The 25,477-nt window shown below is 66.2% G+C and carries 23 protein-coding genes and 7 tRNA genes; 17 read left to right on the forward strand and 13 right to left on the reverse strand.

The annotated features are described in order from the left end of the window. Positions 1 to 109 precede the first annotated feature (109 nt). The 5 genes from ACZK29_RS12855 to ACZK29_RS12875 all read left to right on the forward strand — a co-directional run bounded on the left by ACZK29_RS12855 (position 110) and on the right by ACZK29_RS12875 (position 5,571). On the forward strand, positions 110 to 619 hold the full coding sequence (locus ACZK29_RS12855; RefSeq protein ID WP_111203905.1) for an RNA polymerase sigma factor: 510 nt from the start codon (positions 110 to 112) through the stop codon (positions 617 to 619). Next, positions 616 to 1,542, forward strand: coding sequence for a FecR family protein (locus ACZK29_RS12860; RefSeq protein ID WP_478446135.1), 927 nt, complete (start codon positions 616 to 618; stop codon positions 1,540 to 1,542). Before ACZK29_RS12855 ends, ACZK29_RS12860 begins: the two co-directional genes overlap by 4 nt. Before the next feature lie 64 nt (positions 1,543 to 1,606). Beyond that, positions 1,607 to 4,078 (forward strand): TonB-dependent receptor, encoded by a 2,472-nt coding sequence (locus ACZK29_RS12865; RefSeq protein ID WP_111203907.1) that lies wholly within the window; start codon positions 1,607 to 1,609, stop codon positions 4,076 to 4,078. Continuing rightward, positions 4,065 to 4,865 (forward strand): ChaN family lipoprotein, encoded by an 801-nt coding sequence (locus ACZK29_RS12870; protein ID WP_111203908.1) that lies wholly within the window; start codon positions 4,065 to 4,067, stop codon positions 4,863 to 4,865. The genes ACZK29_RS12865 and ACZK29_RS12870 overlap by 14 nt, the downstream gene beginning before the upstream one ends. After that, a complete protein-coding gene (locus tag ACZK29_RS12875; protein ID WP_111203909.1) occupies positions 4,858 to 5,571 on the forward strand; it encodes an energy transducer TonB family protein in 714 nt (237 codons plus the stop codon). Before ACZK29_RS12870 ends, ACZK29_RS12875 begins: the two co-directional genes overlap by 8 nt. On the opposite strand, the gene ACZK29_RS12880 is transcribed toward ACZK29_RS12875, so the two are convergent. The 8 genes from ACZK29_RS12880 to ACZK29_RS12915 all read right to left on the reverse strand — a co-directional run bounded on the left by ACZK29_RS12880 (position 5,568) and on the right by ACZK29_RS12915 (position 15,636). Then, the gene (locus ACZK29_RS12880) at positions 5,568 to 6,002 is read right to left on the reverse strand and encodes a RidA family protein (protein WP_111203910.1); all 435 of its coding nucleotides are present in this window, start codon (positions 6,000 to 6,002) and stop codon (positions 5,568 to 5,570) included. The genes ACZK29_RS12875 and ACZK29_RS12880 overlap by 4 nt on opposite strands. A 184-nt stretch (positions 6,003 to 6,186) precedes the next feature. Next, a complete protein-coding gene (locus ACZK29_RS12885; protein ID WP_111203911.1) occupies positions 6,187 to 7,089 on the reverse strand; it encodes a cation diffusion facilitator family transporter in 903 nt (300 codons plus the stop codon). 28 nt (positions 7,090 to 7,117) lie between these two features. Continuing rightward, the gene (locus ACZK29_RS12890; RefSeq protein ID WP_111203912.1) at positions 7,118 to 9,406 is read right to left on the reverse strand and encodes an Orn/Lys/Arg family decarboxylase; all 2,289 of its coding nucleotides are present in this window, start codon (positions 9,404 to 9,406) and stop codon (positions 7,118 to 7,120) included. 20 nt (positions 9,407 to 9,426) lie between these two features. After that, the gene (gene adiC, locus ACZK29_RS12895) at positions 9,427 to 10,779 is read right to left on the reverse strand and encodes an arginine/agmatine antiporter (protein ID WP_049430545.1); all 1,353 of its coding nucleotides are present in this window, start codon (positions 10,777 to 10,779) and stop codon (positions 9,427 to 9,429) included. Between the two features lie 76 nt (positions 10,780 to 10,855). Continuing rightward, entirely contained in the window at positions 10,856 to 12,298 is a 1,443-nt protein-coding gene (locus ACZK29_RS12900; protein WP_111203913.1) for a DcaP family trimeric outer membrane transporter, read from the reverse strand. A 512-nt stretch (positions 12,299 to 12,810) separates the two neighbouring features. Next, positions 12,811 to 13,653: a thiol:disulfide interchange protein DsbG gene (gene dsbG / locus ACZK29_RS12905; protein ID WP_111203914.1), complete on the reverse strand. Its 843-nt coding sequence runs from the start codon at positions 13,651 to 13,653 to the stop codon at positions 12,811 to 12,813. Positions 13,654 to 13,683: 30 nt separating this feature from the next. Further along, a complete protein-coding gene (locus ACZK29_RS12910; protein ID WP_111203915.1) occupies positions 13,684 to 14,487 on the reverse strand; it encodes a TlpA disulfide reductase family protein in 804 nt (267 codons plus the stop codon). A gap of 81 nt (positions 14,488 to 14,568) precedes the next feature. Further along, entirely contained in the window at positions 14,569 to 15,636 is a 1,068-nt protein-coding gene (locus ACZK29_RS12915) for a GlxA family transcriptional regulator (protein WP_111203916.1), read from the reverse strand. Between the two features lie 187 nt (positions 15,637 to 15,823). On the opposite strand from ACZK29_RS12915, the gene ACZK29_RS12920 reads away from it, so the two are divergent. The 7 genes from ACZK29_RS12920 to ACZK29_RS12950 all read left to right on the forward strand — a co-directional run bounded on the left by ACZK29_RS12920 (position 15,824) and on the right by ACZK29_RS12950 (position 17,159). After that, on the forward strand, positions 15,824 to 16,222 hold the full coding sequence (locus ACZK29_RS12920; RefSeq protein WP_099553175.1) for a heavy metal-responsive transcriptional regulator: 399 nt from the start codon (positions 15,824 to 15,826) through the stop codon (positions 16,220 to 16,222). A gap of 103 nt (positions 16,223 to 16,325) precedes the next feature. Next, positions 16,326 to 16,401 (forward strand) — tRNA-Ala (locus ACZK29_RS12925). Positions 16,402 to 16,455: 54 nt separating this feature from the next. Next, positions 16,456 to 16,531, forward strand: a tRNA-Glu gene (locus ACZK29_RS12930). A gap of 183 nt (positions 16,532 to 16,714) precedes the next feature. Further along, positions 16,715 to 16,790, forward strand: a tRNA-Ala gene (locus ACZK29_RS12935). 49 nt (positions 16,791 to 16,839) lie between these two features. Further along, positions 16,840 to 16,915: transfer RNA gene (locus ACZK29_RS12940), tRNA-Glu, on the forward strand. A gap of 45 nt (positions 16,916 to 16,960) precedes the next feature. Next, a tRNA-Ala gene (locus tag ACZK29_RS12945) sits at positions 16,961 to 17,036 on the forward strand. A gap of 47 nt (positions 17,037 to 17,083) precedes the next feature. Next, positions 17,084 to 17,159: transfer RNA gene (locus tag ACZK29_RS12950), tRNA-Glu, on the forward strand. A gap of 140 nt (positions 17,160 to 17,299) precedes the next feature. Here the strand turns inward: ACZK29_RS12950 and ACZK29_RS12955 are convergent. Beyond that, on the reverse strand, positions 17,300 to 17,716 hold the full coding sequence (locus ACZK29_RS12955) for a GNAT family N-acetyltransferase (protein ID WP_111203917.1): 417 nt from the start codon (positions 17,714 to 17,716) through the stop codon (positions 17,300 to 17,302). A gap of 77 nt (positions 17,717 to 17,793) precedes the next feature. On the opposite strand from ACZK29_RS12955, the gene ACZK29_RS12960 reads away from it, so the two are divergent. Then, on the forward strand, positions 17,794 to 18,750 hold the full coding sequence (locus tag ACZK29_RS12960) for an SOS response-associated peptidase family protein (protein WP_111203918.1): 957 nt from the start codon (positions 17,794 to 17,796) through the stop codon (positions 18,748 to 18,750). 10 nt (positions 18,751 to 18,760) lie between these two features. Here the strand turns inward: ACZK29_RS12960 and ACZK29_RS12965 are convergent, their stop codons facing one another. Further along, the gene (locus ACZK29_RS12965; RefSeq protein ID WP_111203919.1) at positions 18,761 to 19,141 is read right to left on the reverse strand and encodes a response regulator; all 381 of its coding nucleotides are present in this window, start codon (positions 19,139 to 19,141) and stop codon (positions 18,761 to 18,763) included. A 131-nt stretch (positions 19,142 to 19,272) separates the two neighbouring features. Between ACZK29_RS12965 and ACZK29_RS12970 the strand changes: the two genes are divergently transcribed. Both ACZK29_RS12970 and ACZK29_RS12975 read left to right on the forward strand, forming a co-directional pair. Continuing rightward, positions 19,273 to 19,358, forward strand: a tRNA-Leu gene (locus tag ACZK29_RS12970). A 200-nt stretch (positions 19,359 to 19,558) separates the two neighbouring features. Beyond that, complete coding sequence (locus tag ACZK29_RS12975; protein ID WP_111203920.1) at positions 19,559 to 20,998, forward strand: GGDEF domain-containing protein; 1,440 nt, start codon at positions 19,559 to 19,561, stop codon at positions 20,996 to 20,998. Here the strand turns inward: ACZK29_RS12975 and ACZK29_RS12980 are convergent. Next, positions 20,995 to 22,821 carry a methyl-accepting chemotaxis protein gene (locus ACZK29_RS12980; protein WP_111203921.1) on the reverse strand — a complete coding sequence of 609 codons (1,827 nt, stop codon included), beginning with the start codon at positions 22,819 to 22,821 and terminating at the stop codon, positions 20,995 to 20,997. The two genes, ACZK29_RS12975 and ACZK29_RS12980, sit on opposite strands and share 4 nt — an antisense overlap. Positions 22,822 to 23,076: 255 nt before the next feature. Next, positions 23,077 to 23,622 (reverse strand): GNAT family N-acetyltransferase, encoded by a 546-nt coding sequence (locus tag ACZK29_RS12985; protein WP_181502590.1) that lies wholly within the window; start codon positions 23,620 to 23,622, stop codon positions 23,077 to 23,079. 152 nt (positions 23,623 to 23,774) lie between these two features. On the opposite strand from ACZK29_RS12985, the gene ACZK29_RS12990 reads away from it, so the two are divergent. Together ACZK29_RS12990 and ACZK29_RS12995 are read left to right on the forward strand one after the other, a co-directional pair. After that, positions 23,775 to 24,863 carry a DUF5694 domain-containing protein gene (locus ACZK29_RS12990; RefSeq protein ID WP_111203923.1) on the forward strand — a complete coding sequence of 363 codons (1,089 nt, stop codon included), beginning with the start codon at positions 23,775 to 23,777 and terminating at the stop codon, positions 24,861 to 24,863. A 61-nt stretch (positions 24,864 to 24,924) separates the two neighbouring features. Beyond that, entirely contained in the window at positions 24,925 to 25,215 is a 291-nt protein-coding gene (locus tag ACZK29_RS12995; RefSeq protein ID WP_005410081.1) for a putative quinol monooxygenase, read from the forward strand. On the opposite strand, the gene ACZK29_RS13000 is transcribed toward ACZK29_RS12995, so the two are convergent. Further along, on the reverse strand, positions 25,157 to 25,459 hold the full coding sequence (locus ACZK29_RS13000; protein WP_106550459.1) for a hypothetical protein: 303 nt from the start codon (positions 25,457 to 25,459) through the stop codon (positions 25,157 to 25,159). The two genes, ACZK29_RS12995 and ACZK29_RS13000, sit on opposite strands and share 59 nt — an antisense overlap. Between the last annotated feature and the right edge of the window lie 18 nt (positions 25,460 to 25,477).

A 25,477-nucleotide genomic window follows, 5' to 3' on the forward strand; every position in this document is an offset into this window, starting at 1 on the left:
CATGCGTGTTGCGACCACCCATAGATGCAAATGATTCTCTTTTGCTGTAAGGTGCAGCCGCTGCCCTTGCCGCCGCGGGCTGTTCCCTTTCCCAGTTGTCGCCCGCCCCGTGTCCACGCCTGTCGAACCGACGGATGTCGCGCAGCTGTGCGCGGCCCATTACCGGCCGCTGCACGCCCATGTCCGCCGCAAACTCCCGCAACGCAGCGACGCCGATGACGTCGTCCAGGAAACCTGGCTGCGCGTCGTCAAAGTCGCCGCCAGTGGCCTGCTGAGCAACGGCCGCGCCTACCTGTACCGCGTCGCCCACAATCTGATCGCCGATCATTACCGGCAGCGCCAACGCCGGCGCGAAGAGACGCTGGATGACGCGCAGCTGCTGGCCATCGCCGATCCTGCGCCCCTGCCGGAGCAGCGCCTGCTCGACAGCGAGCAGCTGCGCCACCTCGACGCGGTCATTGCCGCGCTGCCTCCCCGTTCGCGCCAGGTGTTCCTGCTGGCACGGGTGGAGCAGATGGCACTGGCCGAGATCGGCCGCCAGCTGGGTATCAGCCGGCAGACCGCGCACGGCCATCTGCTGCGTGCGCTGGTGGCGCTGCAGCAGGTACCCGGCGCATGAGCCAGGAGGCGATCGCGCGCGAGGCCGCACGTTGGTGGCTGGATGGCCACGACGGCGGCCGCGACGAACGTGCGTTCAACCAGTGGTATCACGCCGATGCGCGCCACGCCGCGCAGTACCAGCACCTGCAGGCGCTCTGGCAGGCCGGTGATGCGATGCCCAGCCTGCAGCGGCACCAGCTCAGGCGGCAGCACCGGCGCCTGCGCGACGCCGGTACTGCCGTGCTGCTGCTCTGCGCATTGGGCCTGTATACCCGCCAGGCCGCGCCACCGGCCGCGCAAGTGATGCGCACGGCGGCAGGCGAGATCCGTGAAGAAGTACTGACGGATGGCTCGCATGTGCTGCTCTCCCCAGGCAGCGAAGTCCATGTCCGCATCGATGCACAGCGCCGCCAGCTGCAGCTGCAGCACGGCCAGGCCTGGTTCAAGGTAGCCACCGATGCGCAGCATCCGTTCCAGGTGCATACGACGCACGGCACGGTCACCGCGCTCGGCACGGCCTTCGACCTTGCTGTGCAGGACAATGACAGCGTGGTCACCGTCACCGAGCATCGCGTCCGCGTCGACAGCGGCACCCGCAGTGAGCAGGCCATCGAAGGACAGCAGCTGCGCTTCGATGGACAGGCACCGATCATGGGCCTGGCTGCCAACCACAGTGCGCTGGCCTGGCGCGAACGTCGCCTGCATTGGGTCTCCACGCCCTTGGCCGAGGTCACCCAGGATCTGGATCGCTGGCATGGCGGCCATACCTGGATCATCGGCGCACACCTGCGCCAGCAGCCGGTCACCCTGCTCGGCGGCGCTGACGGTGCGGCGCGCAGCCGCGACCAGCTGGCCACGCAGCTGCATGTGCGCGTGCTCCGCCTGGGCGCGGGGGTGCAGGTCTGGCTGCCGCCACGCAGGGGACATCGCGATGCACCCTGACATCGGCCGTTCCACTGCGTCTACCCAGGATGACGACGCGCTGCGTCAGCCCCTGGAGCCTCCGATGCTGTTTCACCGCCCCCTTGTCCTCGCCCTGTCACTGGCCTGCGCCAGTCCGCTTCCGTTGTTGCCTGCCAGCGCATACGCGCAGGCCGCCACGCGCCACTTCGATCTTCCTGCACAACCGCTGGCCAGTGCGCTGGATGCATACAGCCAGCTGACCGGTGTCGATCTGGTAATCGGGGCAGCATTGCCGGGCGGCCAGACCGCACCGGCGCTGCGCGGACAGTTCGACGATGCGCAGGCCCTGTCGCGCCTGCTGGTCGGCAGCGGCCTGCGCCCGCGCTTCATCGACGCACGCCGCGCCACGCTGGAACCGGCACCGGCCGACCCCTCAGATGGCAGCCGTCGAACCGGCCCCCTGCGCGTACAGGGTGATACCGCGCAGGGTCACTCTCCCGGTGCAGGGGCCAGCCAGTATGTGCCGGCCACCCGCGACGGCTTTGCGCCAGCAGTCGGCAGCGAGCGCGTGGCGATGGCCGAACGCCAGGACGGCAACAGCCTGCTGCGCTCGATGCCCGGCACCCACAGCTTCCATTCGCGCAGCCAGCCTGGGCTGCAGGTCAACATCCGCGGCATGACCGGCGCCGGCCGGGTCAACACCATGATCGATGGTGTCACCCAGACGTTCCGCAACAACGCGGGCCATGGCTCAGGGGGGCCGTTCGCCTATGTCGATCCGTTCCTGCTGGCCGGCGTGGACGTGCAGCGCGGCGCGGTCGCCGGTGGTGATGGCGCCGGCACGCTGGCCGGCAGTGCCAATTTCCGCACGCTCGACATCGACGATCTGCTTGGCGAAGGTCGTGACTGGGGCCTGCGCGCAGGCTACCGTCATGGCAACAACGGCTACGGCAATGGCCGTACCTTTGCCGGTGCCTGGCGCCACAGCGAAGATGGCGGCGACCGCCAGTTCGGTCTGCTGGCCGCTGCCAGCAGCAGCCGCAGCAGCGAATACGCAACCGCGCGCGGGCAGAAGAACACCGCCGACCCGGGCAGCCAGCAGCCCAGCAGCTGGCTGCTCAAGGCCCGCCTGCAGCCCAGCGACCAGCATCGGCTCGACCTGAGCCACATGCGTTACGAAAACGACTTCTACCACAACTACCCGTGGCAGATTTCCGCACGCAACCAGCGCGCCAGCTACCACTACACGCCCTATTCGCCGTGGATCGACCTGCGCGCGACCTTCGCCGGCAACAAGACCCGGCTGTTCTATCCGCCCGTGGAGGATTCCAGCTACATCGGTCGCCGCACCCACAGCAGCCTGAGCAGTTGGACCCTCGACAACACCAGCCGCTTCGATATCGGCGCGCTGCAGGCGCGCTGGAACACTGGCATCAAGCACCAGTCGGACATCTATGTAGCCGACACCCCCACCCTGCGCGGCGCCAACCCCCAGGGCCGCAGCCAGCTGGACAGTGTATTCAGCACGCTGGAACTGCAGTACGACGTCTACGCGCTGACTGCAGGCCTGCGCCAGGATCGCTATGGCATCCGTGGCCATGTGCCGGTGTGCTCGGATGTCCCCGGCCAGTGTGCCGAGATCAACGGCGGCGGCATCGATGTGCGCCGCACCCAGCGCGCACTCAGCCCCAGCCTGGCGGTTTCGTGGCAGGCCACCGACTGGCTGCAGCTGTTCGCCGAAGTCTCCCGTACCTCCCGCCCGCCGCGTGTGCAGGAGATGTTCTTCGAGAAGATCCCGCTGGAGGGCATGAGCGATGCCGATGGCGTCGGCGCCAACCCGTTCCTGCGTCGCGAACGCTCGCGCAACCTCCAGTTCGGCGCCAACCTCAGCGCCTCCTCTCTGCTGACCGACGGTGACCTGGCGCAGCTGCGCGTCACCCGCTTCGACAATCGCATCCGCGACTACATCAAGCCGCAGTACCTGCTGATCGTGCACCCGCCGGAGGTGGAGCCTTTCGTGGTACCGATCGACAGCGATCCGCAGCTCACTGCCTGGACCGATGCGCTGGACGTGGACGACTTCAGCACCACCACGCGCTGGATGAACCACCCGGGCGTGGTACGCATGCGCGGCATCGAGCTGGAAGCACACTACGCCAGCGAGCACTACCACGCCACGCTCAGCTGGACCCGCTCGCGCACCAGCGCACCGGCCATCGAGTTCGTCAACCTGGAAGACATCACCGCCCTGCCCGACCGCTACTGGACCCTGGACGTGGGCGGCCGCTGGTGGCAGCAGCGCGTACAGGCCGGCCTGCGCGCCGAGTATTCCGGCCCCACCGAGGAAGGCTACGACTTCTTCCAGACCCGCAAGACCGGCGGCACCGGCGTGCTGCTGGACTTCTACGCCAGCTTCAAGCCACAGGCCAATACCACGCTGTGGCTGAACATCGAAAACCTGCAGAACAAGTCCTATGACAACAATGCCTCGATCGACAGCATCTTCAGCCCGATCCTGGACCGCGGCAACGGCCGTGGCCGCACCGTCTCGATGGGCGTCAATGTGGCCTTCTAGCCGTCGCTGGCTGCCCGTGTGCCTGCTCGCGCTGGCGGGCGTGGCTGGCGCGCAGCCGATGCCCGGCACGGTGACCGACCTGGCCAACGGCCAGCATCTGGACGAGGCCGCATTCGTGCAGCGTGCGGCCAATGCGCAGCGGCTGCTGCTGGGTGAACGCCATGACCTCGCGGGCGACCATGCGGCCCAGCGCTGGCTGCTGCACGCCCTGCAACAGGTGCGCCCGCAGGGCGCGCTGGTGATGGAGATGATCGCCAGCGAGCGCCAGCCACGCCTGCAACGGGTGCAGCGCTGGCTGGCCAAGGACAACCATGCCGAGGGGGCTCGCCTGCAGGAACTGCTGGACTGGGATGCGCGCTGGCCGTGGATGGCCTATGGCGGACTGGTGCAGGATGCAACTGATGCGGGGGTTCCACTGTTCGGTGGCAACCTGTCGCGCACTGAGGTCAACGCGTTGCTGGCCTCTACCGGAACCGTTCAGTTCCCGGTGGCCTCTGCAAAGCAACGCCTGTCTGCAGTGGTGCTGACCCAGCACGCAGACACCGCGCCGATGCTGGACGGCATGCTGGCCGTGCAGCAGGCCCGCGACAGGCGCATGGCGCAGGTCCTTGCCGATGCACCCGCGCCGGCATTGCTGCTGGCCGGCCGCTGGCACGTGCTGCGGGGCACCGGCGTGCCGGGCTACCTGCCGGCAGATGCTCCGGCGCTGGTGATCGTGCTGTCCTCGCCCGGCGAAGTCGTTGATGCGTCCGACGCCGATCTGCTGTGGGTGCTAGGCGATGAGTGAGCGCGGCCAACACTGGCGGGCGGTCGTGATCAGCGTCGGTCTGCACCTGCTGCCCCTGCTGCTGTTGCTGCACTGGGTCGCCGCGCCGCCGTCACTGCCGCCGCCAGAACAGGATGTGCGCATCAGCCTGCGCCTGCTGGCACCGGCCACGCCGCCACAGCCGGTGGAGGAACGCCAGGCCGATACCGCCAGCCAGGCGCAGCAGGCGCGTGCATCGCAACCGATGAAGTCGCCACCGCCACCGACGCCCACCGCAGCGCGCGAGGGCGAGTTGGCCGCCAGCGAGACGGGGCGGACGGGCCGAAAACCGTTGCCGGTCGCCCCGCCTGCGGCCGCGACCGATGCAAGTCCCGCGCCGGCATCGATCACGGCCGCGCCGCCCGCTCCGGACGCGCCACCGGCGAACTTCCAGGCCGGCGCCGCCAGCGACCAGTGGGAAGCCCGCCTGATGGCGCGGCTGGAACGTTACCGCTATTACCCCGCCGCCGCGCGCTCGCGCCGGCAGCAGGGCACTGCCTGGGTCAGGGCCAGCATCGACCGCGAAGGTCGCCTGCTGGCCCTGCGGCTGGAGCAGTCCAGTGGCCAGCCGATGCTCGATGACGCAGCCCTGCAGACCTTCCGTCGCGCGCAGCCGCTACCGCCCATTCCCGATGAACTGAAGGCACCACAGGAACTGGTGGTGCCGGTGGAGTACTACCTGCGCTAGGCGGCATAGGCCTCCGCCTCGATCTCGAACAGCATGCCGTCCAGCGCCAGCCGCGGCACCGGGATCAGCGTGCAGGTGGGCGCGGCGCGATTCGGCCAGCGCCGCCGCACCTGATGGGCGATGATGCCCAGCCGGTCCTCGTCGTGGTCGACCACGAGGATGCGCAACCGTGCGACATCGGCCAGGCTGGCCTGCGCCGAGCGCAGCGCGATCTCCAGGTTGTCCAGCGCCTGCCCGACCTGGTCTTCGAAGCTGGGCGAGAGACGGCCCTGCGCATCTTCACCGCCCTGCCCGGCCACGTGGATCACCCGTGCCGGCAGACGCACCATCGCCACATGTGAGTAGCCGTTGGCCGAAGGATCGTAGAGGCCCGATGGATTGAACAGCTCCAGCAGGCCATGGCTGAGGTCCGATGTGGTCAGCAGGTTCATGCCGCGCGCCTCGTGGGGGTTGCCGGCAGTCTGTGACCTCAACCCGGGTTGAGGTCAAACGGATCCGGTGCAACAGACCGGTCTGCCATGCGCAACGATCACGCCGACGTGTAGAGCCGAGCCCGTGCTCGGCTGCGCTGCGCGAATGGCAGCCGAGCATGGGCTCGGCTCCACCGTTCCCCGCTCACGTCCACGCCGGGTCTGCCGTGAAATCGATGGTCAGCCAGAACGTGCTGCCGCGCGCATCCAGCCGCACCGCGATCTCATCGCGCATCGCATCAACCTCGCCCACCGACCCCAGCGGCGTACCCGGGTCGGCCAGCACATGGATCTCGATGAACCGCATGCGCCCCATCTTCGCCACATGGCTGGTGAATCCGGCATAGCCGTGCTCGGCCACGAACGCCTGCATCACCTGCTGCACGCGCCGGTCCAGATCGTCCGGGGCCACCTGCAGCACCTCGCGCATGGCTTTCCAGGCGCTGCGCGCCGGCACCGGCAGCACCGCCAGGCTGATCAATGCCAGCACGATCGAATCAAGGTACGGCACCCAGTGGTGCCACTCGCCACCGTGCAACGCCAGTGCCAGCACGAAGGCCAGCACCACCGCCAGGCTCATCAGCCCGCCCAGCAACCAGCCACGCACGTCCAGCCACAGCAACGCCGAGCGCAGGCGCCGCGCACGCTGCGCGACGAACGCGGCCATCGCCAGGTTGCTGGCACTCAGCAATGCCGCCCACCACAGCGCAGGCCCGAACTTCACTTCGTGCCCACCCGTGGTCAAACCGATCACCGCGTTGGCCAGCGCATAGACGCAGGCCAACGACAGGATCACCCCGCCGAGTGCCTCGACCATCGGCTCCAGGTGCCAGTAACCGTACTGGAAGCGCGGGCTCTGTTCCCGCGCCACCAGCCGCAGCACCGACAATGACACCAGGGTCAGGGCAACGTCGACCAGGCTGTACACGCCGTCGAACAGGATGGCCTGCGATCCCACCAGCAGGCCACCGCTGAAGCCGACCGCGCTGACCGCGATGGTGACCCCGATCGAGAACTTCAGGATGCGTTGCTCGCGCGCGGTATCCATCGTTCGCCGAAGGGCCGACCGTCGCCGGTCAGGCCTTCAGCACCTCCACCTTGTACGAGGTCACATCGCCGTCCTGCTCGATGATCAGCCCGTGCACGTCCGACTCGAAGCCCGGGAAGCGGGCATTCTGCTCGCGGGCAATGCGCAGCGACTGGATGATCGGCTCGTCGCTGTCGCCGAAACGCTCGCCGGGCATGATGGTCGGAATGCCCGGCGGGTACGGAACCAGCATGGTCGCCGCGACGCGGCCACTGAGCTGCTCGATGTCGACCCGCTCGATCTCGCCCTTGACCAGGTGGTTGTAGGCATCGGCCGGGGTCATCACCGGCGTCGGCAGGTCCACGTACATCTCGCGCATCACCTTGGCCACCGAGAATTCCTGGTTGAACGCATGCAGCGCGTCGCACAGGTCACGCAGGCCCCAGCCGGCGTAGGCATTGGGATAGTCGGCTGCCAGCGACGGCAGTGCCTGGCTCAGCGGCGCATTGCGGTCGTACAGTTCCTTGAATGCCATCAGTTCGGTGACCAGCGTGCTCCACTTGCCCTTGGTGATGCCCATCGAGAACAGGAACAGCACCGAGTACAGGTTGGTCTTCTCCACGGTGATGCCGCGGCCCCACAGGAACTTGCTCAGTACCGCTGCCGGGATGCCCAGCGTGCCCATGCTGCCGTCCATCGCCAGGCCCGGGGTCAGCAGGGTCACCTTGATCGGGTCGATCAGCACATAGTCGTCGACCAGGTTCTCGAAGCCATGCCAGTGCGCATCCGGCTGCAGGTACCACTCATCGCGCTTGGCCACCAGCGGTGCCGGCGTATCGCCCTTGTCCAGGCTGCGCTCGACCTTGGTGGGCTGCCACACGCTGAACCACCAGTCGTCGCGGCCGAGGTCGTCACGCACGTGCAGCATCGCGCGGCGGAACGCGATCGCCTCGTCATGCATCTCCTGTACCAGCGAACGACCGGCGTCGCCTTCCATCATCTTCGACGCCACATCACAGGCCGCGATCACCCCGTAATGCGGGCTGGTCGAGGTGTGCATCATGAACGATTCGTTGAAGCGCTCGGCATCCAGGTCACGCTGCGCCGAGTTGCGCACGTGGATCATCGACGCCTGCGAGAACGCGGCCAGCAGCTTGTGGGTGGAATGCGTGGTGAAGATGATCGCATCCTGCTCGCGCGGCTTGCCCTTGGCCATGCCGTAGTGGTTCTCGTAGAACGGATGGAACGCGGCATAGGCGTACCAGGCTTCATCGAAGTGCAGGAAGTCGACGGCGCTGCCGATCTCGTCGGCGATCTTCTCGGCGTTGTAGCACAGGCCGTCATAAGTCGAATTGGTGACCACCGCGATGCGCGGCTTGGAGCCGGCCTGGTAGGCCTTGCTGGCCAGCGGGTTGGCGGCGATGCGCTGCTGCAGCGATTCCGGCGTGAACTGATCCAGGCTGATCGGGCCGATGATGCCGTGTGCGTTGCGGCTGGGGGTAAAGTACACCGGCACCGCACCGGTCATGATCAGCGCGTGCAGCAGCGACTTGTGGCAGTTGCGGTCGACGAACACCACGTCGCCGCGCGCCACTGTGCCGTGCCAGACGATCTTGTTGGCGGTGGAGGTGCCGTTGGTGACGAAGAAGGTATGGTCGGCACCGAAGTTGCGCGCCGCTTCTTCCTCGGCATCCTTGATCGGGCCGGTATGGTCGAGCAGCGAGCCCAGCTCCGGCACCGAGATCGACAGGTCGCTGCGCAGGGTGTTTTCGCCATAGAACTGGTGGAATGCACGACCGACCGGCGACTTGGTGAATGCCACGCCGCCGGCATGGCCCGGCGTGTGCCAGGAATAGTTCGACTCAGCCGCATGATGGATCAGCGCCTTGAAGAACGGCGGCAGCAGGTTCTTCATGTAGTCTTCGGCCGCGCGCATCACCTGCCGCGAGATGAAGCTCTTGGTGTCTTCGAACAGGAAGATGAAGCCGTGGATGTACTTGAGCAGCTTGCTCGGCACCTTCTCGATGGTGCGGCGCTCGCCGTACAGGAACACCGGCAGGTTCGCGCGGCGGGCGCTCTGCTCGCGCAGGAAGGCGGTCAGCCGCTGGAACTCGCCATCCACTTCTTCACTGCCGTCGATCGAGATCAGCACCGCCGAGGCCGCCACGTAGGTGCGGGCACCGGCACGGGCGTCATCCAGGTTCAGGCCGCACAGCACGCGCTGGTCGTTGCCGCGCAGCTCTTCCACCAGAGCGCGGATCAGGATGCCGCCGATGCGCGGCGACTCGTAGTCGTTGTCGATGACAATGACCGGATAGTCCAGGGACTTGAAGTACACGTTGATTCTCCTTGTCTAACTCAGGAACGCTGGGCGCCGGCGCTGATCGCCGAAGCCTCGCGGGCGCGCTGCCGCTGCTGGCGGCGCTCCTCGCTGAAGAAGGGATAGAACACGGTGATGAACAGCACGAACAGGAACGCGTACTGCACGATGGTTCCCGACGAGCCGTAGATCGCCCACAGGCAGTACACGACAGTCAGGCTGGTCAGGGTCCAGAACGCACCGGTATGGATGATCGTGTGCGAGCGTTCGACCACGAAGTAGCAGGCCACGCACGAGTAGATGTAGGGCAGCAGGGTCAGCACCACCGCCGCCGACGTGATCACGTCGAACTGGGCCGACGCGGTTTCCGACGTGGAGGTGACCAGCACCGCCAGCGTCATCAGCACGGCCACGATCAGCACGCCCTTGACCGGCACGTCGTCCTTGTTGGTCTTGCTGAAGATGCTCGGGAACAGGCCATCATCGGAGGCTGCCTTGGCGCTCTGTGCGGTCAGCAGGATCCAGCCGCCCAGCGAACCGGCCGCACCGATGAAGGCACACAGGCTGACCAGCGCACCGCCCCAGCCACCGACGGCCTTGGCGGCAGCCAGTGCGAACGGCGCATCGGAGGTCTGCAGTTCGCCATTGGGCACCATGCCCATGATCACCGAGGAGCTGGCGATATAGGCGATCGCGGCCAGGAACACGCCGGCCAGGGTGGCACGGGCCACGTTCTTTTCCGGGTTCTCGACCACACCAGCGGTGACCGAGGCCGACTCGACACCGATGAAGGCCCACAGCGTCAGTGCCGCGGCGCTGGAGATCGCGCCGAAGTTGGATTCACCCGACACGTTGTAGGCGCCCTTGAAGATGTCGGCATCGAAGAAGAACCAGCCGAAGATGGCGATGCCCAGGATCGGCACCAGCGCGAAACTGGTGGTGACGGTCTGCACCCGGCTGACGAAGGCCGGGCCGATCACGTTGGCGAAGCTCAGCGCCCACACCAGGATCAGCACCGCGATGCAGCGCACCAGCGGCTCGGACAGGATCGGGAAGAAGTAGCTGAAGTAGCCGACCGCCGCGATCGGGATGGCAACGTTGCCGATCCAGTTGGCGAACCAGTAGATGGTATTGGTCTGGAAGCCCATGTAAGGCCCGAACCAGTCGCGCGCATAGGCGTAGGGTCCGCCCGCCTTGGGTGCCAGCTTGCCCAGTTTGGCGAACACGAAGGCCAGCAGCAGCGCCCCCGCGGTAGTGATCAGCCAGCCCCAGATCGAGGCGGTGCCAATCTTGGCCAGGCTGGAGGGCAGCAGGAACACGCCTGAGCCCATCATGTTGCCGGCGACGAGGAAGGTGGCTCCGACCACCCCGATTTTCTTTGCTTCTGCCATGACAATCTCCTGTACTGGCATGGGCCCGGTGCGGCCGGGCGTGGGGACGGTTGCGCTGGCGTAACGCCGCTGGCGCTTACTTGATGAAGTTGTATTGCAGGCTGCCCTGCACCCGGACCGTGTCGCCGCGCGCGCCGCCCTGCTGTTCCAGGCGGCCGTACAGCAGCTCCATGCCCATCGTCCACGACGGTGCCGGGCTCCAGATCAGGTTGAACACGCCGTAGCGGCTCCGCCGGAATGCGTCGGCGGCCAATGCGGCGTTACGCTCCAGGGTCAGCTGGCCGAAGATCAGGTTCGATCGCCACAACCCGGACCAGTAATGGGTGTAGCCAACGAAGCCGCCGTGCAGGTCCAGCGCGTCGAGACGGCCATCGGCACCGACCACCGCGTCCAGCCCGGAGCCGGTCAGGTCGGCGGTGTAGCGGCTGAGGCCGCGCCCACCGAGTGCACCAAACAGCAACAGGTCGCGTTCGCCCACCGAGGCCGAGCCGCTCAGCTGCAGGCCGCCGGCCATGCGCCGGTCGCGCTCGCCCTCGCCGTCATAGGCCAGGCTGCGCGCCACCGCGCCCAGCTGCAGGTGGCCCCAGTCGCGCTCCATGCGCGCAGTCACCGTCACATCGGGCAGCCGGTTCACTGCGGCCCGCTCATCACTGGCACCGGCCAGTTCGGTCTTCGGGTCTTCAGCGGCGACGGTCAGCGTGTTGCCCTTGCCCATCGCGAAGCTGTGGTGAATGCCGGCCACCAGCAGATAGCCGGCGCCGCCCGGCCCGGCGAAGTCCAGCGTGTCGGGCAGGCTGTCCGGGTCCATGAAGCTGGAGTAGCCATAGCCGGCATAGGTATTGCCGAGCTGGCCATAGGCATGACGCAGGCGGAACTCGTAGCCGTCGCTGCTGCCGAAGAAGTCGTTCTCCAGGTAGAAGCGCAGGTTGCCGTGCGTGGTCGGGCGCCGCGCCTCGAAGCTGAAGCGGGTCTGCTTGGCGTGGATGTTGAAGTTGGAAACGTCGCGGTGGCTGCCGCCCACCGGCATCGACGAGGGAATGAACTGGTCCTCGTCGCCGGCCGCGCGCGAATCGGCGATGGCATCCAGCTTGGCGTAGCCGCCGATGCGGATCACCGTATCGGTGCCGGGGATGGCGAAGAAGCCCTTCAGGTCGGGATCGGTCGGGCCCGCGGCACTGTCCGGACGCGATGCCGCTGTGGATGGATCGGCCACGGAGTCGCGTTGTGGTAACACCGGCTGTGCGACACCCGGCACCTGCGTGCGATGAATCACATCGGAAGGGACAGGTGTCGAGGCCAAAGGCGTCGTTGCAGGCGCTGCCGTCGTCCGTGCCTGCACAGGCGCATCATCGCGCCGCTCCAGCCGATCCAGCCGTTGCTGCATGCCTTCCAGCGCCTGACGCATGGCGGCAATCTCACGCCGCAATGCCTGCGCATCCTCCGCATCGCCCTGTTGCGCATACGCTGGCGAGATCGCCAGTGCACCCATACACGCCAGACTCAGTACCGCCAAACGCATTGCATCCTCCCCGGACGAACACTCGCATCACGGTCCTGGAGCGCACGCATGCGCCGCCCTGGCTTCGCGTTGCCGTTGCTGGAAATGCGGGTACTGCGTCGACGACACCGGTCAGCCTGCGCGCGGCAGGCAACAGGACGATGACACTGCCCTGCCTGCACCCATGTCGCTTCCATCAAGGCCGCGCTGCCAGAGAGGTGGCGACCGCAGCGGTCTGGGTAACAATCAGGAAGTGAGAATGTCGTGAATGGCTGTGCCGACCGCCCCGTTTCAGGGCATGTCAGGTGCGGCATCCATGGCGCGTTGACGCTGTATTCCATGCGTCAAAGGCTAGTCCACCTGTCGTTTTTGGCCTTGATTGGAATCAAGGCGCGATGCTTGATCTCAGTCACGATTCAGACGTGACCTCGAACAGGTCATGCGCAAGCGGTTGTGTTCGCCTGGGCACAGAACGCAACAGGCCCGCATGTCGCCATGCGGGCCTGTGGGCTACGTCATCAAGCCGGTACGGATCAACGCGGGCCGAGCACCGTCGTCAGGTCGTCGCCCTGCGGCAGTCCGGCGCGGCGCTGCACCTGGCCCTGCGCATCCTGGAACAGGATACCCGGCGTACCCTGGAAGCCCATCTCCAGCATCAGGACCTGGTTGGCATCAAGCTTGCCCGCGATCTCGCGGCTGATGCTCGGCAGCGCCTTGATACCGCCACGGTCGAACTGGTGCTCATTCTCCAGCAGCGCCGCGCTCGGATCACGCGCGGCGAGGATGGCGGCGGCCTTGGCCGGACTGTCCTCGCGGATCACACCCACCATGATGTGGCGCAGCTGCACCTTGCCGGCGTCGACCCACGGACGGGCCGCCTCCCAGAACTTGTGGCAATACGGGCAATTGGCATCGCTGAAGGTATAGACCACGCGCGGCGCGTCGGCCTTGCCGTCACGCACCCAGGCGCTGGCTTCGAGCTTGGTCCACATCTTGGCCGACATTGGCGCGGACACCAGCTTCTCCACCGCCTCGGCCGCCACGTCGTTGCCCTCGGCATCGAACAGGCTGCCGACCAGCACGTTCTTGCCATCGGCCGTGACATAGGCTGCGGCCGGCTGCTGACCGCCCACCACACCGGCGAAGCCACGCAGGCCACCCGGCGCATCGAATTCGGCGACAACCTCGAAGCCGTGCTTCTCGATGCCCTTCAACACCGCGGGGCGATCGCCCTTGGTAGCAGTGGCCGGCGCGCTTGCCGCCGGTGCGGCGGCAGTCTTGCCCGGCGGCGTCTGCGCCTGACTGCAGGCGGCCAATGCCAGCATGACCGGCAGCAGGAGCACCGCCGGGGCGGTGCGCAGGGAAGTCGACAACATGGGAACTCCGTAGTGAGATGCCCGCGCAGGCTACCGCAGCCGGCGCAGTTTGTGTTCAAGACCTGCCGCGGTCAGCTCGCCCAGGTGCAGCTCATGCAGGCGTCCATCGGCATCGAAGAAGAGTGTTGAAGGATAGGCCTGTACACCCAGCACTGTTGAAGCAGCCGCCTCATCATCCAGCAACACGTTGCCCAGCATCAGTCGCTCACCGGCAAGAAAACCCTGGACCTCTTCCAGGGTTTCGCCCTGATTGAGGAAGACGAACTGCACGTTGCCATGTGCCTGCTGTGCCGCTGCAAGCACCGGCATCTCCCGCCGGCAGGGGCCGCACCATGTGGCCCACAGGTTCAGTACCACCGGCTTGCCGCGGAACTGCTGCAGATCAACCGTTCCGCCCTGCAGGTCCCCGACCTGCAGCGTCGGCAATGGCATCTGCCGCTCCTGCCAGGCCGACAGCAGCTGACCACCAGCGGCCCAGAGCAGCACACCCACCAGTGCGCTTGTCAGTACCGGTGCACGCAACTGACGCCACGGCCGCAGACGCCATGATCCCCACGCCAGCCCGGCCACCATCACCACCATCAGGTGATAGCCACCATCGGTGACCTGCAGAATGCTCCAGGGCTCCGATCGATAGAGCGCGAAATTCAGCACCACAAAACTGATACGACCACACAGCAGGCCGATCAGCAGCATGTCCAGCACCATGCTTGCCGCCGACGGCAGCGGCATTCCTACTGCCCTGCGCGGCCAAAGACGGGCAACGATCATGGCCAGCAACGTGCACATGAGGATCAACACCACCGGCATCGGTACCGGTCCAACACTCGACATCAGCCCACCTGTTCAAGTTCCACTTGCCTGCATGGTCAAAGCGTCACGCCCAGGTTGCAAGCGCTCGCCCGCCACCTGCCATCAGGCCGCACTCCGCCCCAACTGCATGCCGGGGGGCGTCTGCAGGCCACGCAGACTTCCGGCCACCGACGGCATCAATGGCCGCTCCCGTCGCTTGCAGTTGACGTGGCGACGATAGTTGGCCGGTGTCATGCCCACGATGCGGAGGAACAGACGCCGGAACGCGCTCTGATCAGCGTAGCCCACACCCCAGGCCACCTCTTCGATGCCTGCGCCCTGCTGCAGCAGGGTCTGGGCCTTGGCAATGCGCAGCCGTTGGCAGTATTCGATCGGCCGCAGACCGGTCGCCCGGAGGAAGCGCCGCTGCAAGGTGCGCGGTTCCAATCCAGAAACCTCGCAGATTGCGGCCAGAGTGGCCCCTCGTGCCGCAGTGGTATGCAGCCAGCGCTGGGCCTTCAGTACATCGCGATCACCGTGGGCGAAGTTGGCACTGAAACGCTCAAGATCCTGCTGGATCCCTGCGGGCACGACGATCCCGAGCTGTTGCGCAACCGCGCTCGCCACACCCTGCCCGTGCAGCCGGTACAGCAAGCGCAGCCCGAGGAAACGCCAGGCCTGCGATCCGCCAACGGTCAGCAGGTCACCATCGTCGACCAGCGCCCGCTCACTCGGGACCCAGCTCACCGCCTGTGCCTGCAACCCTGGATGTCGCCCCAGATCGGGGCCGCTCACCGTTCTTCCGGCCAGCAGTCCCGCACGGGCCAGCACACTGACCCCATCGCTGGCGGCAGCCAGCAGGCTGCCCCCGTCATAGTGGGCCCGCAACCAGTCCAACAGGACCTCCTCGGCACGCAGGCAGGCTCCAGGGCTGATCTGGCCGGGAACCGCGATTACCGCAGGAATGGCGGCGTCAAGCATTTCAGCACCCGCGATGCGATGTACACCGGTCTGGCTGGCGGGCACGATCCAGCGCGTGACAAGCACACGCTTGAACGGTCGGCGCTGCTGTTGGGCCAGGCGGTTGGCGACGTGGGCCATTTCGGCCAGCACCGAGGCGGCGGAGGGGTCCCCTCCCGGATATTCGACCACCGCAACCTCGACGAATGCTTCGTTCCTGACTCCCTCCACAGACCACCTCCTCGGTTCGTTGCAGGCCATCGAACGGCCGGTTCAGGCGAAGGGTAGGAACAGGCCCATCTGCGGGGCTATGAAGAAAGTTGCAAAGTGGGCTGAATGCGCGCGCCGGGCTGAAGCCTTGACTCTAGACCAGACTCCAGGCTTCACAATGATCGGCAGGATCCGTAGGAAAACTGCCATGAACATTGGACAACTGGCCCGCCAGGCGGGCGTGCCGATCGACACGGTCCGCTATTACGAGCGGCAGCAGCTGCTGCCGACAGCGGCGCGCTCGGCTGGCGGCTACCGCATCTTCGGCGAGCCGGACCTGCGTCGGTTGCGCTTCATCCGCCGCGCCAAAGCGCTGGGCTTCAGCCTCGAGGAAATCGGCGAACTGCTGGCGCTCAGCGATCACCACCGGCAGGACATGGGAAGCGTGCGCGACACCGCCCAGGCCCGCCTGCAGGACATTGCACAACGGATGGCCGAACTGCAGCGCATGCATACCGCGCTTTCGCAGCTGGTCGATGCATGCCCCGGTCACGGCACCCTCGACCAATGCCCGATCCTGGCAGCGCTGACCGACGACAACGCATAGACATCCCTGGCGCAGATCGGCATTGCAACGCATGTGAAGAAAAGTGCAACAAATGCTTGCCAACCCCCTGGGGCAGGGCTATTATTTCGCTCCTCAGCGACGTGGGGCCATAGCTCAGCTGGGAGAGCGCCTGCATGGCATGCAGGAGGTCAGCGGTTCGATCCCGCTTGGCTCCACCAATCTTTCGGCATTAGGCCGTCGAAAGGTCGCTAAAGAACATTGATGAGAATTGCGTCCCCATCGTCTAGAGGCCTAGGACATCACCCTTTCACGGTGGCGACCGGGGTTCGAATCCCCGTGGGGACGCCACTCATCACGAACAACGAGGACCCGGCCGATAACCGGGTCTTTTTTGTTCACCGCCTACCTGCATTCAGGTTGTGGCGTTGCGGTTCCCTGCCCTTGTGGCGACGGTTGAACCGGAACGAAAAAAGTTGAAAAAAAGCTTCCACAAACGTGAACACGCAGGTATGATAGGCGGCTCGGTAACACGGGGCCATAGCTCAGCTGGGAGAGCGCCTGCATGGCATGCAGGAGGTCAGCGGTTCGATCCCGCTTGGCTCCACCACTTTCGACATTAGGCCGTCGAAGGTTCTACAACTTGAAGTTTTTCGTGCGTCCCCATCGTCTAGAGGCCTAGGACATCACCCTTTCACGGTGGCGACCGGGGTTCGAATCCCCGTGGGGACGCCAGTTTCAAAACGGACTCTGCTCCCGGCAGATCATCCGGAGCTTCATGGGGCCATAGCTCAGCTGGGAGAGCGCCTGCATGGCATGCAGGAGGTCAGCGGTTCGATCCCGCTTGGCTCCACCACTTCGACATTAGGCCGTCGAAGGATCTACAACTTGAAGTTTTCGTGCGTCCCCATCGTCTAGAGGCCTAGGACATCACCCTTTCACGGTGGCGACCGGGGTTCGAATCCCCGTGGGGACGCCAATTCTTGAAAACCCCGACTCCGGTCGGGGTTTTTCTTTGCCTGTGATTCCTGGGAAGGCCCTATCCACGCATGGCGTGGATCTACTGCAGGGCCCGGGTAGATCCACGCCATGCGTGGATGGCCTCACTCCGCTCACGGCTCAGAACCGCCGATACATCCCGATCGATGCCGGCGCCGTCGGCGCGAAACCAAACTGTGCGTACAACCGATGCGCCTCGCCATCCGCCAGCAGGCTGACATACGCCGACGGTGGCAGGTTGGCCTGCATCCAGCCGTCAAGGCGCCGCATCACCTCCTTGCCCAGGCCCTGCCCCTGCAACCGTGGCAGCACCGCGATGTCGCAGACCTGCAGGTGGCAGCCGCCATCGCCGACGATACGCCCCATCGCCACAAGTTCTGCACCCTGGTAGGCACACACGCCGAACAACGTATTGGGCAGCGCGCGCGTCGCCGCCTCCTGGCTCTTGGCACTGAGGCCGGCCAGCACGCGCAGCCGGCAGTAGTCTTCAACCGTGGGCACAGCCTCGCGGAACTGGCAGCTGACGGAATCATTCATGCGGTATCTCCCTGTAGGTCGGGCTATCCTGCCCCATCCACGTCGCAGCGACTGCGACCTAGGCCTGCAGAGTTCCCATGTGCTATTCCGCCCTGATCCGTGCCGACTACGCCACGCTGGTCCGCGAGTTCGGTGCCATCCTGTCGCTGGAGGAGTTCGCCGAACTGTACGCGCACGACCCCGGCAAGAAGCGACCGAAAACCCCCAAGGCCATGGACGACGGTTTTGCCGGCGCGCGCACCGAGCAGGGCCGTGACATCGTCGCGAAGATCCAGCACTGGCATGCACTGGAACGCCAGGACCTGGAGGCGGAGCTGGCCCGCCAACGCGAGCGCCGCGATATCGCTCACGCAACGCTGGCCACCCGCCCCACCCAGAAGGCACGCAACGACCTGCGCGTGGCCGGCAACCGCATCGAGCGCGCCCAGGCCCGGCTCGAAGACCTCCACCGGGTCCAACTACTGCCGCGCGACAACCGCATTTTCCCCGGCACCTACGCGCCGGTGATGGTCAGCGAGAACGGCCGCCGGGTGATCAGGCCGATGCGCTACCAGTGCCGGCTGCCCGACAAACCGGCACGCAACGATGTGCTCTACCCCGGCACCTACAACGCACGACGCGACAGCCTGGAAGGCTATTGGCGCGGCGCATTCGGCCTTCGCCACGGCGTTGTCGTGGTGCGGGCGTTCTATGAGCACGTGCCACGCCACGCCATCGCAGGGCGCGCGCTTGGCGCCGCGGAAAAGGAACAGGATGTGGTGTTGGAGTTTCGCCCCGACCCGCCCCGCGACCTGCTTCTGGCCTGCCTTTGGGCAGAATGGGAGGGGCCGGAAGGACGCCTGCTCTCGTTCGCCACGATCACCGATACCCCGCCACGCGATGTCGCCGCCGCAGGTCACGATCGCGGCGTGATACCGATCCGCAGGGAGCATCTCGATGCGTGGCTCAATCCCGATCCGGACAACCTGGCCGGGCAGTACCGCATCCTCGACGACCGCGAGGACATCCGCTACGTGTACGAGGAGGCCGGCTGAAGCGCCGTTCTCACGCCGTTGCGCTGGAACGGCCCACCGCACGGGTCAGCGCCCGGATCAGATCCGCCGACAGATACGGCTTGACCAGCAGTATTCCGGCCAGCATCGACTCGGGCAGCTGCTCAGCCAGCATTCCGGTGGCGAGCACGAACGGTATGCCACGCGCCGACAATGCTGCCGCCACTGGCTCGCTGGTCTCGTTGCGGGCCAGGCGATAGTCCAGCAGGACCACATCCGGGGCCGAGTCTTCCAGCATGCGTAATGCTTCAGCCACGCTCGCCGCCAACCCGACCACGGTCGCGCCGGCATGCACCAGCTGCATCTGCAGCAGGGCCGCGCTCATCTCGTCGTTCTCGACCACCAGCACCCTCAGGTCCTGCAACACGGTCATCGGCTATGGCTCCTGGAGGCATTCAAGCCGGCGCAGTATAGCCATCACAGAGCAGATGCCGACAGGAAACGCCCCGATCGCCTTGCCTCTATGAAAGCCCTGCCCTCCTCGGTTACACTCACACGCTGCCTGCCGGTGTGGCGGAATGGTATACGCAGCTGACTCAAAATCAGCCGGGGGTGACCCCATGAAGGTTCGAGTCCTTTCACCGGCACCACAGCATCAAAGGCCAGGTCCATGACCTGGCCTTTTGCTTTTCAGGCGATGGAGGCCCACATGGCCGTTCCGGTGTCACTGCGCTGACGCATAACTGCGACCGCTGGCAGCATTACTGCTAGACGCAGCGCACACTTTTCTTGCCAGCCTCACGTACATCTGCCTATCGTGATCCCGCCGGATCCGGAGGTGGGGGAATGCATGACGCTGCGTGCTGCACTGTTTTTTCTGGTCACGCACGCACTCGTCATTGCCTTGGTCGGCCCGCAGGACCCTGTCGGCTCCTACCTGTTGCTGATCACCGCCCCCCTGCTGGCCGCACTGGCCTGCGTGCGGCGTGCACGTGCCAGCCAGGCGGCCTGCAAGTGGCGGCTGCTCGGCGCGGCCGTCGGCCTGTTCTCTCTCGCCCTGCTGGCCCTGCTGTACCGCAATGTGGCCGGCCTCGCCCCTGCGCAGATGACCGCCTCAACACTGATCCTGTACGTGTTCTACCGGATCCCCCTGACCTACGTAGCTGCAAGCCCGGGCGGCGGGAACCGCCTCATCCATGCGGTGGACCTTGCGATCATTGCCCTGCTTTGGCTGCTGTACTACCTGCATACGCGGGCCATGGCGCCTCTCAACACCGCGCTGTGGACGCAGTGCCTGAACACCATGAGCAGCGTACAGAACAGCCTGGTGTTCTGCTTCGCGCTGGTCCGATTCCTGGCCGAGGACAATCCCGACCGCCGCGATTTCTTCCGCACACTTGCGATCTACGCGCTGGGCTACTTCCTGCTGGCGCTCTACATCAACACCTACCAGCCGCAGACACCTGACGGCAGCTGGGGCGACCTGCTGATCAGCGGGCTGTTCGTGCTGCTGGCCGTCCTGGCCGGCAGCCACCGCCGCTACCCGGCAGTGGAGGTATCCCGCAGCCTGCGGCGCATCGTCGATGCCGGCGTACCACTGATGCTGCCCTTGCTGCTGATGATGGTGGCGCTGCTGGTCGCGCGCCTGCAGCCAAGCCTGGCCACCGTAGGTTTCATCGGTGCGATGCTGGGTTACGCCCTGCGCAGCGTGCTGAGCCAGATCGAGATCCAGCGCCAGCGCGATGAACTGGAAACGCTGGCGCGGCGCGATCCGCTGACCGGGCTGGGTAACCGGCGCAGTTTTGATGAATCGCTGGATGGGGCCCACCGCCGCGCGCGCCGCCAAGGCCAGGGCCTGGCGGTACTGATGATCGACATCGACCACTTCAAGCGGCTGAACGACACCTACGGGCACCCGGAAGGTGATCGGCGCCTGCGTGCCGTCGCCGGCATCCTCGACGGCTGCCTGCAGCGCGGTGACGACCTGCTGGCCCGCTACGGCGGCGAGGAGTTCATTGCAGCCCTGCCATCGCCCGAGGCGATGCACGCGCTGCATCTGGGCGAACGCCTGCGTGCCGCGGTCGAAAGCGCCGCACTGCCCGCTGCCGAGGGCCATGTGACCATCAGCGTGGGCGTGGCCTGGCAGTCCGCCAGCGATGAGTATGCGCCCGGAGACCTGGTCGGCCGTGCCGACCAGGCCCTGTACCGGGCCAAGCATGCCGGGCGCAACCGTGTGCACCTTGCCTCGGCCATGCAGGCCTCTGGCGAACCTGTCGGCCCGCGCGCCTAGACGACCCGCAGGGCTGCCCCTCCATGCAGATGCCCTGCCCCGTCCTGCACCCGGAAACCAGCGACGGTCTGCAGCAGCTGTGCCGACTGCTCTTCCATGCTGCGCGCCGCCGCCGACGCCTCCTCGACCAGGGCAGCGTTCTGCTGCGTGCCCTGGTCGATCAGGTCGACCGCATGGTTCATCTGCTGGATGTCGTCGCTCTGCTGCTGGGAGGCCGTGCTGATCTCGGTCATCAGATCGCTGACCCGGCGGACGTTGGTCACGATCTCGTCCATGGTGCGGCCCGCGCTTTCCACCTGGGCGGTACCGGCCCCGACGTTGGCCACCGACTCATCGATCAGATGCTTGATCTCCTTGGCGGCACTGGCCGAGCGCTGGGACAGCTCGCGGATCTCGGTGGCGACCACGGCAAATCCTCGACCGTGTTCACCCGCGCGTGCGGCTTCCACCGCTGCGTTCAACGCCAGGATATTGGTCTGGAAAGCGATGCCATCGATCACCCCGATGATATCGACGATGCGCCGCGAGGAGGCATTGATCACCGCCATCGTCTCGACCACTTCATGCACCACGCTGCCGCCGCGCGCAGCGACATCGGCGGCTCCGCCGGCCAGCTGGCTCGCCTGGCGCGCGTTGGTGGCGGTGCGCTGCACGGTCTCGGCCAACCCCTTCATCGACACCGCGGTTTCCTCCAGCGAGGCCGCCTGCTGCTCGGTGCGCTGCGACAGGTCGCTGTTGCCTTGCGCGATCTCGGTCGCACCCACCGCAATGGTGTCGGCAGCGAACTTGATCTGGCCGATGATCGCGGCCATCGCCTCGACCAGCGAATTCACGCCCTCGCACAGTTCGGCGATGGAACCCTGCTTGTCGGCCATCGCCACGCGCCGGGTCAGATCACCCTGCTTCGCGGCGGCCACCACCTCGCGGGTCTGCGCCACGGCACGCTGCATCGCCTGGTTCTCATGCACCTGCGCGGTGATGTCGGTTGCGTACTTGACGACCTTGAACGGCTTGCCGTTGAGGTCGAGGATGGGGTTGTAGGAGGCCTGGATCCAGACCTCACGCCCGCCTTTGCCCAGCCGCCGGTATTGCCCGGCATCGTATTCGCCGCGCCCGAGCTTTTCCCAGAACTGGCGATACTCGGCACTGCTGCGATGCTCGGGCTCGACGAACAGCGAGTGATGCTGCCCGCGTACTTCATCGAGGCTGTAGCCGGTGGTGGCGAGGAAATTGTCATTGGCCGAGAGAATGCGTCCTTCCATGCTGAATTCGATCACTGCCTGCGACTTGCCGATCGCTGCCAGCTGCCCGGCCGAATCGGCCGCCTGCAGCTTCTGCGCGGTGATGTCGGTGGCGAACTTGACCACCTTGTACGGCCGTCCCTGCCGATCCAGTACCGGGTTGTACGAGGCCTGGATCCAGATCTCGCGCTGGCCCTTGCCGAAGCGGCGGTACTGCCCGGCGTCATACTCGCCACGTCCCAGGCGCGCCCAGAAGTCGCGGTACTCGGCGCTGCGCGCATGCTCCGGATCGACGAACAGAGCGTGGTGCTTGCCCTGGATTTCCTCCAGCCGATAGCCCATCGCCTGCAGGAAATTGTCGTTGGCCTGCAGGATGGTGCCGTCGAGCGCGAACTCGATGACGGCCTGCACGCGGTGCAGCGCCGCGACCTGCGCCTCGAGTTCGGCACGGTCGGTCGCTGCCGGTTCGGTACCGGTGCGGTGCTGCGGGGCCAGCACGCCCAGCAGGGCACGCCACGGCGACCAACGGGTATGCAGCTCGGCCGGCGCCTGCGCGCCCGCCGTGAAGCCTGGAATGAGCATTGTCTGATCCTCGGTGTCCGACAAAGGGTTGCGACCCGACGGGCGGGATGCCCGGCGGCAACTTCAGTTGCTAAGGACTACAGGTGCCGGCAGGCACCTCTCGAGCGGCTGGCAAGAACGTCTGGTGCGGGTGCGATCGGCATCTGGGAGCGGCGGAACACACAGCGCGGGCCGCCCATCGGGGGCAGCCTGGGGTCCTGCAGCGGGCGACTGGAGCGGGATCCAGAGGGGATATCGGCGATGCGGTCGGCCGCTTTAGCGGGATTCCGCGACGTCCGTCGCAACTCCGTGCATTGCAGCAGGAAGGCGATAGATGATCGTCGTGTACTTCACGCCCTGCTCACGTGCTACAGGCTGTCCACCGAGGGACTCAGCAAGCGAACGGCTGGACCGGTTCTGCTCGGCCACCGGATAGCGGAACGCCGCGCATGACAGCCGCTGCGACGCCGAAGACCACACCGCCGCCACCGCTTCCCGCCCATAGCCATGGCCATGCATTGCTTCAGCGATCCAGATACCCAGTTCGGGCTCTGCATCACCGGTGCGATGCAGGCCGGCCAGTCCCAGGAACACGCCATCCTCGCGCCTGCGGATCACGAACGTAATGTCGGTCCCATCGGCGATGGTGGGCAGCCACGTTCGCCAGACAGCAGCAAACGCCTCGTTCGACGGCGGCGGCTCGAAGGACATGTAGCGGGTCAGCCCGGGGGTGATTCCCGCAAATGCTTCGTCGGCGTCACCGGGCGTGAATGGCCGGAGGTGCAGCCGCGGACTGTCGATGGTCCAGTCGTCGGATGTCATGTTCTGCATTGCCTGAGCGCTGGGTACAGCATCGCTCAGCAGAAGGATGCAGCTCAAGGCAAAAAGGTTTACATGACCAATGCGGGATTCCGCGGCAGGAGAATATGACCAGCATGAAGGTCCCGCAGGATGCTCATCGACATGGAGATCGCATGTTCCCTCGCTTTGCCAGCCTTCTCTTCCTGGCCGTGTGCAGCAGCAGCGCGCTGGCCAACGACACCGCCTATCGACCCGCCTTCCACCCGGACCAGCTGAAGGGACCGCCCGCAGGGCGCCCGAACGAAGTGCTGGTGCTGGGCAGCCCGCACCTGTCCAGCCTGCCGGAGACCTTCACGCCGGCGATGCTGGAACCTCTGCTGCAGCGTCTGGAAGCCTGGCGGCCCACCGCGATCGCAGTGGAGAACCTGTCCGGCCTGCAGTGTGACTTCATGCGCCGCAATCCGGCCCGCTACGCCGAGAGCGTAGCGGACTACTGCGTCGATCCGGCACCGGCGCAGGCCGCCACCGGTCTGGACGTGCCCGGCGCCAACGTGGAGATGGAACGCCTGCTTGCGGATTGGCCGAAGGCGCCAACCGCTGCCCAGCGACGCCGATTGGCCGCAGTGTTCCTGGCTGCGGGCGAGAGCAGCTCGGCAGTCGTCCAATGGCTGCGGCTGCCCAGGGAAGAGCGACGTGCCTCGGACAGCCTGACACCGGAGCTGGTGCAGTTCCTCGACACGCGCATGGCACGCCGCAACGAGGCCGGCCTGGTGGCCGGCGTCCTCGCCGCGCGCCTGGGGCTGGAGCGGCTGTGGGCGGTCGACGACCACACTGCGGATTCGCCTACACCGGAATCGCAGCAGAAGGCCTACGCTGCCGCCATACGCGGTGCCTGGGACAATTCCTTCGTCAAAGCGCGCAGGGCGGCCGATGAACGACTGGAAGCCAATCTTGCTCAACCGGATGGGTTGCTCGCGATGTATCGCGCCTACAACGCACCCGAGGCCGCGATGCTGGCCTTCAACAGCGATTTCGGCGCGACGCTCGTCGAACCCTCGCCGGAAGGCTTCGGCCGCAACTACGTGGGCTACTGGGAAACCCGCAACCTGCGCATGGTCGCCAACATGCGCGACGTGCTCGGCCAGCACCCGGGCACCCGCATGCTGACCATCGTCGGTGCCTCGCACAAGGGCTACTACGAGGCCTACCTCAACCAGATGCACGATGTGCAGCTGGTCAGTGCGGACGCAGTATTGCGTTGACGGGATGGGTGCCGGCCACCCGCCGGCACTATCCTGCAGGGCCCCATCCACAGGTGCCTGCATGCTCAAGGTCATCGCCGAAGACTTCATCCATCCCGATGCCGTGGACACCGTGCTTCCGCTGTACCGGGAACTGGTCGCGTGCACGCAGCGCGAGCCGCTCTGCCTTGGCTATGAACTGTTCGTGGACCAGAAGGATCCCGGGCATTTCGTCTTCATCGAGCAATGGCCGGACCGCGCCGCCCTGGACATCCACTGCGCCAGCGAGCATTTCCAGCGGCTGGTGCCGCAGATCAATGCCTTCCAGCGCGCGCCATGCCGGTTCCTGCTGATGGATGCTGCGCCTCTGTAGTGCCGGCATCGCCGCGACCGCGCTCCCGGCGACCGTGCCGCCACAGCACCAGGCTGGCCGCCATCGTGCACGCCAGGGTCAGGGCCAGCAGCGCCACCACGCTTCCCTGCAGCACTGGCAACATTGCCTGGGCCAGACGATCCTCGCGCACCTCCTCCAGCCGCAGCCAAGCGGCCAGGGTCAGGCACCAACCGACCATGGCCGGGGCGAAGGTACGCACCGTCACCGGGTTGCAGACATTCATGGGATCACCCGTACGAGA

It is taken from the genome of Stenotrophomonas sp. 89682_Sma, from assembly GCF_056481405.1.